This window comes from Thalassotalea crassostreae (genome assembly GCF_001831495.1).
Taxonomy (GTDB): Bacteria; Pseudomonadota; Gammaproteobacteria; order Enterobacterales; family Alteromonadaceae; genus Thalassotalea_A; species Thalassotalea_A crassostreae.
In genome coordinates this window covers 2,768,206-2,782,782 of record NZ_CP017689.1, presented here as the reverse complement: position 1 = coordinate 2,782,782, position 14,577 = coordinate 2,768,206, and the positions used below count along the sequence as shown (strand labels likewise).

Genomic DNA, 14,577 nt, shown 5'->3' with positions numbered 1-14,577 from the left:
ATAACATTTTCTTTGTTGAATTAATTTCAGGAGAAATCTAAATGATTAAGTTAAAAAATTTGATGAAGGAATTCATTGAAGACGAAAGCGGCTTGACTGCGGTCGAATATGCGATAGCCGGAGGAGTTGTGGTCGGCGGGATGGCTGGAGCATTTACTTTATTAGGTCAAGGTGCTGAAGGTCAAATGGATGGCCTATGTGGCGAACTTGATGGCGGAGTCACAGCAAATACAGTAAATACAACTTGTTAATTGGAGAATAAAATGAGCTTGATAAAAGATAAATTAAAAGAATTATTAGAAGATGAGAGTGGCTTGACTGCTGTTGAATATGCGATTGCTGGTGGTTTAGTTGTTGCTGGTATGGCAGGAACCTTCGTAGCGTTAGGTGACCGTGCGGAAGACAAGATAACTTGTTTAGATCGTGCGGTAAGAAATAACGCATGTTAAAGCAGGCATCAAGTTAACCACTAATACTCATTTGGTGTTATTAAGATTGGAAAAAGGGGGGACTATGGAATCTACAAATTTTCAAATGATCATGCTACCAGTAACGTTTATATTTTTTTTGGTGGCTCTTATTTGGGATTTAAAATTCCATAAGATCCCCAATAAGCTTTGCATTGTAATTTTATTTACCGGTCTTGGATTACAGCTATTCTATCACGGTATTTGGAATGGTCTTCTAAATTTTACAATAGGATTAACTGTTGCATTTTCATGTCTTTTTCCTTTGTTTTTAATAAAAGCCCTTGGTGGCGGAGATGTAAAATTAATGATGGCTTTGGGAACTATGTTTGGCGCAGAGCTTACTTTATGGTCAATTGTTTTGGGCATTATATGCGGAATTTTCACAAGTATATTTTTAACAATTAGACAGGTTGGGATAAAGGGGATTTTAAGTACATTCCATCGATACTACCAAATATTGTTTTGTCACACATATTTTAAACCCGAAGATGGTGAAGCTGCCGCATTACGCGTTCCTTATGCCCCAGCTCTCGCTCTAGGTTGGCTTTGGGCATGTTATCTTAATGATGACGTGATGATGACGATTTCAAACCTCCGTTATGCGTTATCGATATAGGTAAAGTTATGAGCTTATTTAGTTTCGTAAATAAAGATGGCAAAGAAAGCAATAGCGCGAGTGACTCTGATGTAAAACAACAAGCTGCTGTTGATGGTGATAAATCATTAGATATGGCTCCTCCTAAGGCTAAATCATTACGTGACACTTATGTTAAAGGTGATTTAATTTCAAATAATTCCGCTACTAATAATCATCCCACTCATGAACATAATTCCAGTATCGATGTACCTCTTAATAGCAACTCTATTGCACCACAACCAATTGATGTTAAATCTACAGGTCTTAGTGAGAACTTATTAGTTTCCTTATTGTTAAAGCATTTAAACCTATCGGGTGTTTTAACAATAAGGCAGTTATCACAAAAGCTATGTTTGCCCGGTGTTATTGTCCAAACCCTTATCGATAAAGCAAAGCATCAAACATACGTTGAAAATATGGCTTCAAATGAACGTCAACAAATGCGTTATGCCTTAAGTTCTATTGGTCAATTAATGGCTGAAAAAGAATTACTAAAAAATGGTTACATAGGTCCTGCACCTGTACCCATTGCTCAATATACAAATATTTGTTTGCAACAAAGCAGTCGCAAGCATGTGGTGACTTTAGCGGAGCTAAATAATGTGTTTGCTGATATTAATTTCTCGCAAGATTTGCTTGAGAAAGTCGGGCCATCATTAAACTCGAATAAACCAATACTAATTTATGGTGAAGCAGGCACTGGCAAAAGCTATTTTTGCCGGCATTTAAATATGGTATTTGGCGACGAAGTATTAATTCCTTATGCACTAGAAGTCAATTCTGAAGTAATACAGGTCTTTGATCCGGAAATACATCATAAAATTGAGGATGCAAGTAACCATAAAATATTGAAAATTGCAGAAAGCTTTGATCAACGCTGGATTAAATGTACGCGACCTCTAGTAGTCAGTGGCGGTGAATTAACTGAACAGATGCTTGAAGTACGTTTTGATTCAGACTCTAAAACCTATCAAGCTCCACTTCAGCTAAAAGCAAATAATGGGATTTTATTGTTAGATGATTTGGGGCGACAAAAAATTAGTCCAAAAGCATTGTTTAATCGCTGGATTATTCCACTGGAAGAAAGAGTTGATTATCTAGCTTTACAATCGGGTCAGCATTTTGAAATACCATTTGAACTTGTCATGTTATTTTCGACTAACCTTTCACCCACTGATTTGGTGGATGACGCCTTTTTAAGGCGTCTAGGTTACAAAATAAACTTTACACCATTGTCAAAAGAGCTTTATCAATCTGTCTGGTTTAACGAGTGTATTACAACAAATTTAAAGTGTGAATTATCGCTATTTGAATATCTAGTTGATCATTTACATAAAATGCACGGTAAGAAGTTCTTACCGTGTTACCCGAGAGATTTAACTTCCATCATCAGCGATCAAATAAAGTTTAAACAGCTAGATTCGGAAGTAACCAAAGAATTGTTAGATTTTGCTTGGCACAGTTATTTCGTGAAGTAAGTCGTACGTACTAGTTATGTTCAGTAAATAAGGAGTATTTGTGAATAAAAATGTTGCGTTATTTATATTGCTATCTGTGGCGTTTGGATTAGGCGCCGTATATCTAGCAAATAATTGGTTGGATAAAAACCAACCCAAAGACTTACAAGCAGGACAGGCAATGGTTGTTGTGGTCAATGCGCCACTATTGACTGGTAGTATTATAGAAGCAAAGCATCTTAGTTTGAACAAAGTCCCCGAGTCTGCAGTGCCCGAAAACAGTTACAATAAAATTGAAGATGTTGTCGGTATGGTAGTGAATCAAAAGCTTTATCCTGGCGATATTGTGAGATCGGAACGAGTAAACAAAAAAGGAGAGGGTAGTTCTCTTGCAAGTTTAATATCTTCAAATATGAGGGCTGTTTCAATAAGAGTTAACGATGTTGTTGGGGTTTCTGGTTTTATTCTTCCCGGAAACAAAGTCGATATTCTCACTACGTTTAATAAAAATGATAACGTCTATACGGAAGTCGTTTTGTCAAACATTAAAATATTAGCAGTGGATCAAAAGGCCTCTAATGACGAGAACAAGCCTACCATTGTTCGCGCCGTGACTTTAGAAGTAAATATAGAACAAGCTGAAACATTAATGAATTCTCAAAGAAAAGGTGGTTTGCAGCTAGCTTTAAGAAACCCAAATGACGAGGCTATAGTTTCAACTTCAACTTCTAGTTCTCCTACTCCTGCACTAAGTGAATCTTCCAACGATGCACATTCATCTATCTTGCCAGAAACGAATGATAGCGCTTTTCAAATAGCTAAAAAGCGCTTTGATGGTCGTAATAAAGTAGAGATTATTCGCGGAATCGAGAAAGAAACTGTACAGGTTTCTAATAACCCTTAAGGACTACACTAATGGATAAATTTTATAAAGTAGTACCTATAATAATTTTTTTATCGCTTTTAACAGTGCTAAACACTAAATCAGTAAACGCTGGAGGACCAGCTATTAAGGAAGACAATGCGATAAAAGTACCTATTTTTAAATCAAGAAATTTAAAAATGAAAACTTTAGTACATCGTGTTTCCGTTGGTAATCCTGACATCGCCGATATTCTAGTGTTACGAGAAGATGAATTATATGTTGTCGGCAAAACTTTAGGTCATACCAATGTAATGATTTGGGATGAAAATGATAAAGTTGTCGATGTTTTTGATCTAGAAGTTTCTCATGATTTAAACGCCTTAAGAGAGAGATTATTCCATTATTTACCGAAAGAAAATATAGGGATTGAGAGTTCTCAAGGGCAATTAGTTCTCAGTGGCCAATCTTCGTCATTAGCTAAAATGAATATGGCAGTAGAGTTAGCGCAATCGTATGCAGATGCGGCAACAACAAATAATGGCGAAAGCAAAGTTTTAAATATGCTAAGCGTTGGTGGTGGTCACCAAGTGATGTTAGAAGTTACAGTTGCCGAGGTTCAAACAGAAGTTGCACGTCGACTCGATTCAAAAATGTTATTAAATTTTGATGGTAGTGATGGCTCTGGAGGAATTGTTTCTGGTGGTGATATATTTGACGCGATAGGCGTAAGCCCAACAATTTCTAAGGGGTTCTTTGGCACCTATTTAGATGGAGATATGTTATTTAAATTTGCTTTTGATGTTGCCAAACAACACGGCTTAGCAAAAATATTGGCTGAACCTAACATAACAGCATTGAGCGGCCAAAAAGCAGAATTTTTATCTGGCGGGGAGTACCCAATACCAGTACCTAATCGTGAGGGGATCACGATTGAATATAGAGATTTTGGTGTTGGTGTTAGCTTTGTTCCTACGATTTTAGATTCTGGTAAAATTAACTTAAATCTTAATGTGCTAGTCAGTGAGCTGAGCCCTACAGCAGCATTATCACTTTCTCCTGAAGATTCCAATGCTCGGATGTCTATCCCATCGATTATTAAACGTACTACAGCCACAACCGTAGAGCTTGGCGATGGTCAAACTATTGCTATCGGCGGTTTAATTAGCGAACGTCTGCGTGAGAGCGTTGATAAAATCCCTGGTCTTGGTGATATCCCTATTCTGGGTCAGTTGTTTCGCTCTCAAGAATTTATTAAAGGACAAACAGAGCTAGTGATTATGGTAACGCCAAGGTTAGTTCGACCATTCAATAAAAAGGGGATGGAGTTGCCTACGGACTATTTTGTTCCTGTATCAGATATGGAGTTTTATTTGATGGGAAAAATGACACCACGCGAAAAACCGGATGATGAAGATAAGAAATCTCCTAATCAAATAGAAGATACCAATGAACAGATATTGCCCGATGATGGTGGCACCCAAGAAAAATACGGTCATGAATTAAATGCTGAAGAAGCTGGAGAGTAATTATGAATAAAAGACTTGGATTTTTATCATTAGCTTTACTTTTTACTGTTAGCTGCACCTCAGTAAATGAATATCCTATTTCTGGAAGTTACGCAAAAATAAACGAAAAACAAATACTTGATCCAATGGCGCCAGAAAATAATGAAGGTATTGTTAATAATTTGGATGGTAGTTATGGAGAAGGAGTAGTTGCAAGTTATAAGAAGGCGTCTACTGCACCTACAGAAGGCCGAACTTCAGAAAATGCGGAAAGTTTAATTAAGTCTTCAAATTCATCAGGTAATAGATAAATTTTTAAAGGATTTGTTATATGTTGAAAAAGGCACTAACCAAGCAAAAAGGAAACATCTTAGTGATGTTTACTTTAGCTTTGTTTGCGCTTTTTGGTATGGCGGCTTTAGCGTTAGATGGCGGTCACCTTTTACTAAATAAAAATCGATTACAAAATATTGTTGATGCTGCAGCTCTTAGCGGCGCTAAGGAACTGGATTTAGGTAACGATCATTTTGAAGCAATTACCGCTGTGAAAGAAATGATCACCCTAAATTTAAGTCATAGCGGGTATGGTGAGTTGGATTCAGTTATTGATCTTGACTCGCACTTAACCATCCAATTTGGTCCAAGGCCACAACCTTTTAATCCAATATTAACCCCCGGTATAGACGAAGAAAATAATCGATATATAAAGGTTACAATCTCCAATTTACCCCTAGTTAACTTCTTAGCTCAAGTTCTTGGTTTTAATAAAAAGGTTAGTGCTACAGCACTTGCTGGGCCAAGTACAGTTATCGCAAGCTGTTATAGTGACTTAGTCCCTATGATGGTTTGTGCTAGAGGGCCGGAAGATGATGGTTTTTTTGGCTATGATATTGGCGAAATAACCGTAATGAAAATAGGCTCTACAGTACCCAGTGAAGTTGGCAGTGGTAATTTTCAATTACTTAATTTACCAGGAAATCAAGGTGGTAATGATATTCGAAATGCTATGGCCGGGGCTACCTTTGATGGTGTTGAAGCTTGTTTTACGACAAGTGAAGACGACTCGTTAACTACCGCACCTGGCAATAAAGTAGGTCCCTCTTTACAGGGCCTAAATACGAGATTAGGAACATCTAAGTTAGATGGTTATGAATCAGATACAGATACTTGCCAGCATGGCCGTTTAGACATTGAAAAGCATACAGGAACAATTATCAATGAAGATGATCTTCCTATCTATAGCGACGGAACAGTAATTGATGATGGAATCTTGATCCCTGAAGGAGACATAATCCCCTCAAGAATCGCTAATTTGTATCGTCATTCTCATTATGACCCTTCGATTTACGTAAGAGATGGAATAACGATTCCGCCTTTACCTAGCGGAGAATGTGTTAAAGGTGACAACCCTGTAGCTGGTGTTGACGAACGAAGAGTTATTAATGTCATTATTGCCCAGTGCGATGGTGGTACTAATGGTTCAAAACCGCCTTTTTATGAAGGTTCAGGCTGTTTTTTCTTAACGCAAGATATTGAAAATGGCGGACAAGATAGCTTTGTCGTTGGTGAGTTTATTGAAGATTGTACAGTTGAAGGGGTGGCTTCAGATATTAATGAAGACAACCCAGGTCCATATACCATAGTTTTATACCACGTTCCTTTTAGTAAGGATTCGTAACAATGACAAACCTCAATAACAGAAAATTAAAAATCAAAGGGCTAGCTGCAATTGAACTGACCTTAATTTTACCTATATTACTATTTCTTGTTTTTATTGTAGCCGAGTATTCGCGACTGCTATATCAATACAATGCACTAAATTCGACAGTAAGAGATGCTGCTCGATATTTGATTGATTATGGTACACCTGGGTCAACCAATGTCATAGATATTACCCCTGAACTGGCAAAAAATGCCAGTTATTTAATTAGCTCCGGTGAACATCAAAGCTCGAATACATTACTGCCAAACCTTGGGGCAACCGCATCAATGCCAGCAGATAGTGTGACTAATAATTATGTTATTAATGAAACTGGTTATGAATTAAGAATTACAGTTGTCGATGACTTTATTACCTTAACCGTCATTTATGACTGGCAACCAGTTTTTGCAGATTTATTACCAACGTTTTCTTCTCAAGGCTCATTCGATTTGTCATATGACTTAGTTGTTCACTATACAATGAGAGCACTATGAAGAAACAATTAAACAGCAACAAAACTAGTGCTAAGAGCAAGCAAGCTGGCCTATATACAGTTGAATTTGCAATTGTTGGCAGTTTGTTCTTTTTACTGTTTTTTGCAGCATTTGAAATTGCTCGGTTAATGTTTACTTTAAATGTGTTAACGGAAGCATCTCGCCGAGGAGCAAGATTATTGGCGGTATGTCCTTTGGTTAATGTAGATGAGGCGGCTAACGATGTGGCTAAGCTAGCCTCTTTTGATGAAGGAAAGTTAATATCACAACTCACATCTGACAATATTTTAGTGAAATATCTAACATTTGATGGCGTACCAGCAACCTCCTTTTCACAAATCAGATTAGTGAGAGTTGAAATTAGAAACTTTGAGCATAGTTTAATTATCCCAGGTTTAGATATCACTCTCAATTCACCTAGCTTTGCAACGACAATACCACGAGAAAGTCTTGGTGAAACTCGTTGGGATGATTCGGTGTGTAATTAATGGAGACTCTTTAAATGGAACGTAAATTAGTTAATTTAATAAACTCATCAGGCGCTGAATCTATGGTCTCATCAGAGAATAATAAAATGATCGCATTACCATTTCTTGTCGATTCGTTATTAGTCTGTAACGATCTGCAAGTAGAACAAGGTATCAAAGAGTTATTAAGCAATATCAAAAATTTAGAGTTAACATGTGAGAAAAAGGTCACATTTGTTACCCATGAATATCAACTTGCTATCATAGTTTATAGTGGCGATGAGCAGCAAAGCCATAATGATATAGAGAAAATAGCTAATACCTCGGCTAACATTTTATTAGTTGGAGATAATCTACCTCCGCAATTACTGCGAAAATCTTTAAAACATGCAATTAAGGATTTTATTCCTTTAAAAACTGTAGAAGAAGAATTGTTACCTACAATTGAAACACTAGTTTCGACTCTGAGTGTAAATATTGATTTAGCGCCGGTAATTACTGTTATTAATGGAAAAGGAGGGTCTGGAGCGAGTTTTATCACTAACCTGTTAGGGCAAGTAATAAGTAAACATAGCGCTAAACAAGTTGTTGTTATAGACGGTGATTTACAACATGGAACACTTGCTGACAGTATGGCCTGCGAGCCGGATTATTACCTTGATGACGCAATAAACGATGTAAAAGAATTAGATGCAACCGCGATTAAGTCCATGATGAGTTGTCGTGGAAGTGTCAGTTTACTCCCTGTAAAGCCCTATTCAAAATTAAACCATCTATCAAACCTCGATAATTCAAGTGTAAGTCAACTTATGTCAAAAGTTAGGGCTAATTTTGATTTATGTATAGCCGACTTATCTACCGGATTGGACAGTTTTTCTATTCCATTAGTAGAAATGTCGGAGCAAATATTTATTGTGATACAGCAAAATATAGTCAGCATCAGAGAAGCAAAAGCATTAATCGAACAACTTAAGCTTAATATGGGAACGGATCCTAATAAGATCCATATATTGGTAAATCGGTTTTCATCAAAACACAGCACGATTAGCTTAGCGGATGTCACGAATACATTAGGAGTTAAATCAGCTTTTAAGGTAACCAATGATTATCAGGTAGCTAGCGCTTGTACTGATTTGGCAAAAACGATAAATGATTTGCCGGAGAGTAAAGAAATTGAAAAAGAATTGATTACAGTGATCAATTCAATTATGTCGATCGACTTGCAATTGAGCAATAAACCAAAGAGTTTATGGGCAAAAATTACGGGTAAAAGCTAATGGAATTAATGAAAAAAACAAACGAAGACCGTTATGACTTCTTGTCAGCACCGGAATTAGAAATTAAACAAGAGCTATTTTCCAAATTGTTGAAAATGCTAGATCTATCCATTTTAGAAACAATGGAATCTGGTGAAGCGCACGAACAAATTAGCGATATCTGTAATCAATTACTTAATGATGTTTCTAGGCCTTTAAACTTAATGGCAAGGCAAAAAATTATAAAGTTGATTATTGATGAAATATTAGGACTTGGACCATTAGAGACATTGTTTGCTGATAATTCTATTTCAGACATATTGGTTAATCGTTTTGACAGTATCTATGTTGAACGTTTTGGTAAATTGGAAAAGGTCCCTGTTCAATTTTATGATAATGCACATTTATTAAATATCATTGATCGAATTGTATCGAGTGTTGGCCGACGAATTGATGAGTCTTCACCTATGGTTGATGCTCGATTGAAAGATGGTTCGCGTGTTAACGCCATTATCCCGCCTCTAGCATTAGATGGACCAACATTATCAATTCGTAGATTTACAGTGGAAAAGTTGAGAGCAGAACAATTGATAGAATTTGGCTCAATGAGTGAAGAGATTGGTCAATTGATTGAAGCATGTGTCCATGGGAAATTGAATGTTTTAATTTCAGGAGGTACGGGTAGCGGTAAGACGACGTTATTAAATATTTTATCAGGTTATATCCCTGAATATGAAAGAATTATTACTATAGAAGATTCAGCTGAGTTGCAATTACAACAGCCACACACCGTGCGGCTTGAAACTCGAATAGCCAATATAGAAGGAAGAGGAGAGGTTACCCAACGTGACTTAGTACGAAATTGCCTCCGAATGCGACCTGATCGGATCGTTATAGGTGAAGTTAGGGGCGAAGAAGCGGTTGACATGTTGTCAGCAATGAATACTGGTCATGAAGGATCTCTTACGACTTTGCATGCCAATAGCCCTAGAGATGCATTAGGGCGATTAGAAAATATGGTCTGTATGGCGGGGTTTGATATTCCGGTTAAAAACATTAGAGCTCAAATTGCTTCAGCAATTGATTTGGTCATACAGTTGCAACGTCACGAGGATGGACATCGCAGGATTACTAGTGTTCAAGAGGTTAATGGTATGGAAGGAGAAATTATTACCATGTCGGAAGTATATACTTTTGAGCGACAAGGTAAAGATGACGCAGGGGATATTAAAGGAACATATAAAGCGACTGGAGTGGTGCCTAACTTTAATAATAACCTTAAAGCTAAAGGGATTAACCTGCCCAACGAAATATTTGGCTTAAGTTCTGACACGATGCAGTTTTAGGAGCGAGTATGAGTAATGAATTAATTTTTCTTTTGTTAGTTTTTGGTGCAGTATTGTTTATGACACAAACGTTATTCGTCTCCGTTTATAATCCTCAAAGAACAAAAACTAAACAACTAAAACAACATCTTGATAAATTGGCGCAAGCTGATATTCAGCAAATCGATCTGATTTTGACGCAAAGGTTAAATCAGTTGCACCCAATATTTAAGTCGATTGAAAAAATTAAATTTGTTGAAAATATAACCTATAAACTCGAGATGGGAGGTAGTAAATTATTTGGTCACCAATATATTTTAATTATTTTATTAGTGGTTATTTTTATTTGCCCGCTTGTTTATAGCTTTATTCTTGATCCATTTATAACACTACTTATTGCTTCTTTTATCATTGCAGCATTTATGTTTAAACTCAAAAGTAATATTGCTAAACGCCTCGAAGAAATTGAAAAGCAGTTCCCTGAGACTTTGGATGTTTTAAAAAGGGGACTGCAAGCAGGTTATGCTTTTTCAGAAGCTTTAAAATTAGTTTGTGAAGAAACTAAAGGTGATTTGGCTGTCGAGTTTGATTTAATGTTTAAGCAAATAAACTATGGTAACGATGTAAAAACAGCTCTTTATACGTTTGTTCACCGAGTACCAACAACGTCAGCAATGGCTTTTGTTAGTGCAGTAAGTATTCAAAAAGAAACCGGCGGAAATTTAGCTGAAAAAATTGAAACATTGTCTCGAGTTATTCGCCAACGCTTTAAATTTAAACGCCGTGTTAAAACATTATCTGCCGAAGGGCGTTTATCTGCGTGGGTGTTAGTGTTAACTCCTTTTGTTTTGTTTGCTGTTCTTTATTTAACTTCGCCTAGCTATGTTACTGAGTTAATTTCAACCCCGGAAGGCATTAATTTGTTAAAGTGGGGCGGAGTTGGAATGATACTTGGTACGGTTTGGATTAAAAATATTATACAAATAGAGTACTAACTATGGATTATTTACTAGGCCTCATTAATAGTTTTTCTGATAACCCCGACACGGTTCGCATGGTTGTCTATATAGTGGCTGCAGTTTCAGGAATTACCTTATCTATAGCCTTAGGGTTATTATTTACAGGTGCTTACTCTCCAATTCGAGTACAGTTACAAAAGCTGCAACACGCACCAACCGGAACAAATGATGTTAAAGAAAATCTCACACATTCGTTAGAACATTCTCTAGACAAAATATCATTTCTCCAAAAAACCTACTCTGGAGATGAAAAAACCAAACGATTATTAATTCATGCAGGATTTCATTCAGAGCATGCATTAAAACTATATAATGCGATCAAATTGTTATTAATATTATTGGGCTGTGCAATTGGGTTGAGCATCGTGACAATGATGGTCAACCTATCCACCATAATGTCAATTTATTTGGTGGTATTAGCTATTGGTGGAAGTTATGTTCTACCTGGCATCGTATTAACTTATATTGCCAATAAACGTATGCTTTCATTACGTAAATACTTCCCCGATGCTCTAGATTTATTAGTTGTATGTTGTGAGTCAGGACTAGGTCTATTGGAGTCTTTTCAGCGGGTAGCTAAAGAAATGGAATTTGCCCAACCAGCTTTGTCTCATGAGATGACCTTAGTATGTTCAAAAGTAAGAGTAGGGTTTTCAATGCAAGAGGCCTTACACGAGTTTTCTGAACGAACAGGTTTAGAAGACATCAGAGGTCTAAATTCAGTAATTGTACAAAGTTTACGTTTAGGTACAGGGATTGCGGAAACACTAAGAGTTTACTCAGAAGAATATAGAGATAAAAGATTACAAGAAGCAGAAGAAAAAGCAGCAAAAGTAGGAGTTAAAATGATCTTTCCTATGATTTGTTGTATATGGCCGTCATTTTTTATTGTCGCTGTAGGACCAGCAGTAATCAGGGTGATGAGTGTCTGGGATACCGCCTTCTAGGAGAAAAAATTAAATGTTCAGAATAATAAAAATTCTACTAGTTTTGAGTGCATTGCTAGCCTCTGCTTGTAGCTCAACACCTGAAAGTGAAGACAATCTAAAAAATTATGCTCGAGATGATTTGTTTGGGGATAATGGTCAAACTAATGGTATAAACCAAGAAACATTTGATGATGCATTCGCAAAGGCTGTTGAGTCTGAACAGCGCGGCGAAGATGAAAAAGCACTTTATTATTATATTCAATGTCTTGAATTTGAACCTAATAATGCCAAAGTGCTATTTCGTATTGCTCGAATTCATGACAAACAAGGTAATAATCAGATCGCGATTCGAGCATACGAAGAGGCTCTCGATAATGATCCTAGTTTAATTCTTGCTCATCAATCTCTCGGTGTTATTGAAATGAAAAAGCGTCAATATAAGCAAGCACAAGGCCATCTTCAAAAAGCAATTCATTTAGATCAACAACGACTGCGAGAATTAGGTACTGAAAAAGATGGTGGCTATTATGTATTAGACACCGATTCGCCGATAAACTCATATAACGTTTCGGGTATCATTGAAGATATGCATAAGAATTATGAATTAGCGCGGGTGTATTATAATCTCGCTTTAAACGCTAATCCAGATTCGGCGAATATTTTAACTAATATTGGATATTCCCATTACCTTACCGGCGATTTAACGCTAGCAGAACGATATTTTCGCAGAGCAATTAATGTAAATAACCAATCTAAGCGAGCTTGGAATAACTTAGGTTTAGTTTATGCGCGCAAAGGGCAATACAATAAAGCGATAAAAACCTTTAAACAAGTGATGACTGAGCCTGATGCTTATAACGACCTTGGCTATTTTGTTATGCTTGAAGGGCGTTTAGACGAGGCAGAACTATTTTTTCAAAAAGCCATAGATATATCACCAAAATACTTTAAAAAAGCCTATGCCAATCTCGAAACGGTGCAAATGAAAAAGCGCGATATTTGGTTGAAGCAACAAGAACTAAATGGCACTAGTGACGAAGTCATTAGTAATGAAAATAGTCAAAATGAAACTAAAGAGAATGACAGTGCAAATAATGCAAGCTTTGATGAAAAAGGTATACAAGGATCTGCAAACAAAAATACAGAAAGTGCTATACCAAAAAACACTAGCGAAAATATTGAGAGTGATGCCATTTCAGATAGTAGTGTTTCTGAAGTTGCGCAGCAAGCTAAGAGAGATAACACCAATAACTCAATAGGTTATGCCAATAAAAAATATGTTAACTCAGGAGCAATAAGGGCAGAATTTTTACTACAACCAGAGAATGAGGAAGGCGACAGCCAAGGTGTCGACACTGAATTGGTGAAAGAAAAAAAGTCCCTAAATAATATTTTTGCTTAAAATTATTGATGAATTAATGTAGGATTTTAATGGTTTGTAGATTAATAAAGAATTCTGTAAGTGAGTGAATCAACTTAAACAAATCAGGGTCTAAGCATTATTTATGGAAAGTAATTTGAAAATCACCAGTACTAATCAGATGGCAATCGAAAGCCATGACTCAGGAAGTATCACCGAAGTTCAGGTCAATGCCGAGCATGCTGAATTAGTACTTAATCATACCTTATTCTCTGCTAAAGTTTCATTGTTTGGTGGCCAGGTTTTAAGTTGGCAACCTAAAGGCCAAAGTGAGGTTTTTTGGGTGTCTAAAAACGCAATATTAAATGGAGATAAACCAATTCGAGGCGGCATACCATTGTGTTGGCCATGGTTTGGTTCATATAAAGATGCTGGCAATCATGGTTTTGCTCGAACAAACTATTGGCACTTGAAAAGTTCCAAGATTTCAAAAGATGGCATTTTATTAGAGCTTGAATTAACCGTAGATAATCAATGCTCTCAGTGGCCATATTCTTTCTCACTCATTCAAGTATTGGAATTCTCATCGACACTTAAACAACAATTGATTGTTGAAAATACTAGCGATCAAACATTTGATTTTAGCTATGCACTTCACAGCTACTTTTCGGTAAGCTCTCCTAACGATGTGAAAATTCCTGATCTTAGTTCAGCAAATTATGATAATAAAATTACTCAATTAATTAACCGCCCACCGGCTGATGTATTGGATTGTGTTGGACCAATTGACAACATTTATCATAGTGATAAATCGCTCACTTTATTTGATAAAAAATGGAAACGAGCAATAGAGATAAATAAAGCGAATTCAGCGCAATGGGTATTATGGAATCCTGGCGAGGAAGGGGCTAAGTCATTTAATGACATTCATCAAAATGGTGAACAAGAGTTTGTTTGTTTGGAGGCGGCCAACACTCACTTTTTGCAAGTTGCAGCGGGCCAAATAGTGAACCTTTCACAAGAAATTAAAGTCTACAAATTATAACGCTTAACCTAACAATTTAAGCCTCTAATTTAACAGCTTACATTAA

16 protein-coding genes are annotated in these 14,577 nt (G+C 36.6%); all 16 read left to right on the top strand.

The annotated features are described in order from the left end of the window. The first annotated feature begins 62 nt into the window (after nucleotides 1-62). The 16 genes from LT090_RS11955 to LT090_RS11880 all read left to right on the top strand — a co-directional run bounded on the left by LT090_RS11955 (nucleotide 63) and on the right by LT090_RS11880 (nucleotide 14,531). Entirely contained in the window at nucleotides 63-251 is a 189-nt protein-coding gene (locus tag LT090_RS11955; protein ID WP_226996475.1) for a Flp family type IVb pilin, read from the top strand. 12 nt (nucleotides 252-263) lie between these two features. Next, nucleotides 264-449 (top strand): Flp family type IVb pilin, encoded by a 186-nt coding sequence (locus LT090_RS11950; RefSeq protein ID WP_068545742.1) that lies wholly within the window; start codon nucleotides 264-266, stop codon nucleotides 447-449. Nucleotides 450-513: 64 nt separating this feature from the next. Next, nucleotides 514-1,086 carry an A24 family peptidase gene (locus LT090_RS11945; protein ID WP_068545743.1) on the top strand — a complete coding sequence of 191 codons (573 nt, stop codon included), beginning with the start codon at nucleotides 514-516 and terminating at the stop codon, nucleotides 1,084-1,086. An 8-nt stretch (nucleotides 1,087-1,094) separates the two neighbouring features. After that, the gene (locus LT090_RS11940; protein WP_226996474.1) at nucleotides 1,095-2,585 is read left to right on the top strand and encodes a P-loop NTPase family protein; all 1,491 of its coding nucleotides are present in this window, start codon (nucleotides 1,095-1,097) and stop codon (nucleotides 2,583-2,585) included. A 40-nt stretch (nucleotides 2,586-2,625) separates the two neighbouring features. After that, nucleotides 2,626-3,468 carry a Flp pilus assembly protein CpaB gene (gene cpaB, locus LT090_RS11935; RefSeq protein ID WP_068545744.1) on the top strand — a complete coding sequence of 281 codons (843 nt, stop codon included), beginning with the start codon at nucleotides 2,626-2,628 and terminating at the stop codon, nucleotides 3,466-3,468. An 11-nt stretch (nucleotides 3,469-3,479) separates the two neighbouring features. Then, a complete protein-coding gene (locus tag LT090_RS11930; protein WP_068545745.1) occupies nucleotides 3,480-4,955 on the top strand; it encodes a type II and III secretion system protein family protein in 1,476 nt (491 codons plus the stop codon). A gap of 2 nt (nucleotides 4,956-4,957) precedes the next feature. Further along, nucleotides 4,958-5,245: a hypothetical protein gene (locus LT090_RS11925; RefSeq protein WP_068545746.1), complete on the top strand. Its 288-nt coding sequence runs from the start codon at nucleotides 4,958-4,960 to the stop codon at nucleotides 5,243-5,245. A 20-nt stretch (nucleotides 5,246-5,265) separates the two neighbouring features. After that, on the top strand, nucleotides 5,266-6,612 hold the full coding sequence (locus LT090_RS11920) for a Tad domain-containing protein (RefSeq protein ID WP_068545747.1): 1,347 nt from the start codon (nucleotides 5,266-5,268) through the stop codon (nucleotides 6,610-6,612). A gap of 2 nt (nucleotides 6,613-6,614) precedes the next feature. Then, complete coding sequence (locus LT090_RS11915) at nucleotides 6,615-7,130, top strand: TadE family protein (protein ID WP_068545748.1); 516 nt, start codon at nucleotides 6,615-6,617, stop codon at nucleotides 7,128-7,130. Further along, complete coding sequence (locus LT090_RS11910; RefSeq protein ID WP_068545749.1) at nucleotides 7,127-7,618, top strand: TadE/TadG family type IV pilus assembly protein; 492 nt, start codon at nucleotides 7,127-7,129, stop codon at nucleotides 7,616-7,618. Before LT090_RS11915 ends, LT090_RS11910 begins: the two co-directional genes overlap by 4 nt. Before the next feature lie 14 nt (nucleotides 7,619-7,632). Further along, complete coding sequence (locus LT090_RS11905) at nucleotides 7,633-8,874, top strand: CpaE/TadZ family protein (RefSeq protein ID WP_082897104.1); 1,242 nt, start codon at nucleotides 7,633-7,635, stop codon at nucleotides 8,872-8,874. After that, the gene (locus LT090_RS11900; protein WP_068545750.1) at nucleotides 8,874-10,199 is read left to right on the top strand and encodes a CpaF family protein; all 1,326 of its coding nucleotides are present in this window, start codon (nucleotides 8,874-8,876) and stop codon (nucleotides 10,197-10,199) included. The genes LT090_RS11905 and LT090_RS11900 overlap by 1 nt, the downstream gene beginning before the upstream one ends. An 8-nt stretch (nucleotides 10,200-10,207) precedes the next feature. Next, nucleotides 10,208-11,173 carry a type II secretion system F family protein gene (locus tag LT090_RS11895; protein WP_068545751.1) on the top strand — a complete coding sequence of 322 codons (966 nt, stop codon included), beginning with the start codon at nucleotides 10,208-10,210 and terminating at the stop codon, nucleotides 11,171-11,173. A 2-nt stretch (nucleotides 11,174-11,175) separates the two neighbouring features. Further along, nucleotides 11,176-12,144: a type II secretion system F family protein gene (locus tag LT090_RS11890; protein WP_068545752.1), complete on the top strand. Its 969-nt coding sequence runs from the start codon at nucleotides 11,176-11,178 to the stop codon at nucleotides 12,142-12,144. 13 nt (nucleotides 12,145-12,157) lie between these two features. Continuing rightward, nucleotides 12,158-13,528 (top strand): tetratricopeptide repeat protein, encoded by a 1,371-nt coding sequence (locus LT090_RS11885; RefSeq protein WP_068545753.1) that lies wholly within the window; start codon nucleotides 12,158-12,160, stop codon nucleotides 13,526-13,528. Between the two features lie 103 nt (nucleotides 13,529-13,631). Then, nucleotides 13,632-14,531 (top strand): D-hexose-6-phosphate mutarotase, encoded by a 900-nt coding sequence (locus tag LT090_RS11880; RefSeq protein ID WP_082897105.1) that lies wholly within the window; start codon nucleotides 13,632-13,634, stop codon nucleotides 14,529-14,531. The last annotated feature ends 46 nt before the right edge of the window (nucleotides 14,532-14,577 follow it).

Excerpts from the sequence above, each read along its gene's own strand:
- LT090_RS11925 (WP_068545746.1), top strand. The coding sequence starts at position 4,958 with ATGAATAAAAGACTTGGATTTTTATCATTAGCTTTACTTTTTACTGTT.
- LT090_RS11885 (WP_068545753.1), top strand. The coding sequence starts at position 12,158 with ATGTTCAGAATAATAAAAATTCTACTAGTTTTGAGTGCATTGCTAGCC.
- LT090_RS11955 (WP_226996475.1), top strand. The coding sequence starts at position 63 with ATGAAGGAATTCATTGAAGACGAAAGCGGCTTGACTGCGGTCGAATAT.
- LT090_RS11950 (WP_068545742.1), top strand. The coding sequence starts at position 264 with ATGAGCTTGATAAAAGATAAATTAAAAGAATTATTAGAAGATGAGAGT.
- LT090_RS11920 (WP_068545747.1), top strand. The coding sequence starts at position 5,266 with ATGTTGAAAAAGGCACTAACCAAGCAAAAAGGAAACATCTTAGTGATG.
- LT090_RS11880 (WP_082897105.1), top strand. The coding sequence starts at position 13,632 with ATGGAAAGTAATTTGAAAATCACCAGTACTAATCAGATGGCAATCGAA.
- LT090_RS11930 (WP_068545745.1), top strand. The coding sequence starts at position 3,480 with ATGGATAAATTTTATAAAGTAGTACCTATAATAATTTTTTTATCGCTT.
- LT090_RS11915 (WP_068545748.1), top strand. The coding sequence starts at position 6,615 with ATGACAAACCTCAATAACAGAAAATTAAAAATCAAAGGGCTAGCTGCA.
- LT090_RS11890 (WP_068545752.1), top strand. The coding sequence starts at position 11,176 with ATGGATTATTTACTAGGCCTCATTAATAGTTTTTCTGATAACCCCGAC.
- LT090_RS11945 (WP_068545743.1), top strand. The coding sequence starts at position 514 with ATGGAATCTACAAATTTTCAAATGATCATGCTACCAGTAACGTTTATA.
- LT090_RS11940 (WP_226996474.1), top strand. The coding sequence starts at position 1,095 with ATGAGCTTATTTAGTTTCGTAAATAAAGATGGCAAAGAAAGCAATAGC.
- LT090_RS11895 (WP_068545751.1), top strand. The coding sequence starts at position 10,208 with ATGAGTAATGAATTAATTTTTCTTTTGTTAGTTTTTGGTGCAGTATTG.
- LT090_RS11910 (WP_068545749.1), top strand. The coding sequence starts at position 7,127 with ATGAAGAAACAATTAAACAGCAACAAAACTAGTGCTAAGAGCAAGCAA.
- LT090_RS11905 (WP_082897104.1), top strand. The coding sequence starts at position 7,633 with ATGGAACGTAAATTAGTTAATTTAATAAACTCATCAGGCGCTGAATCT.
- LT090_RS11900 (WP_068545750.1), top strand. The coding sequence starts at position 8,874 with ATGGAATTAATGAAAAAAACAAACGAAGACCGTTATGACTTCTTGTCA.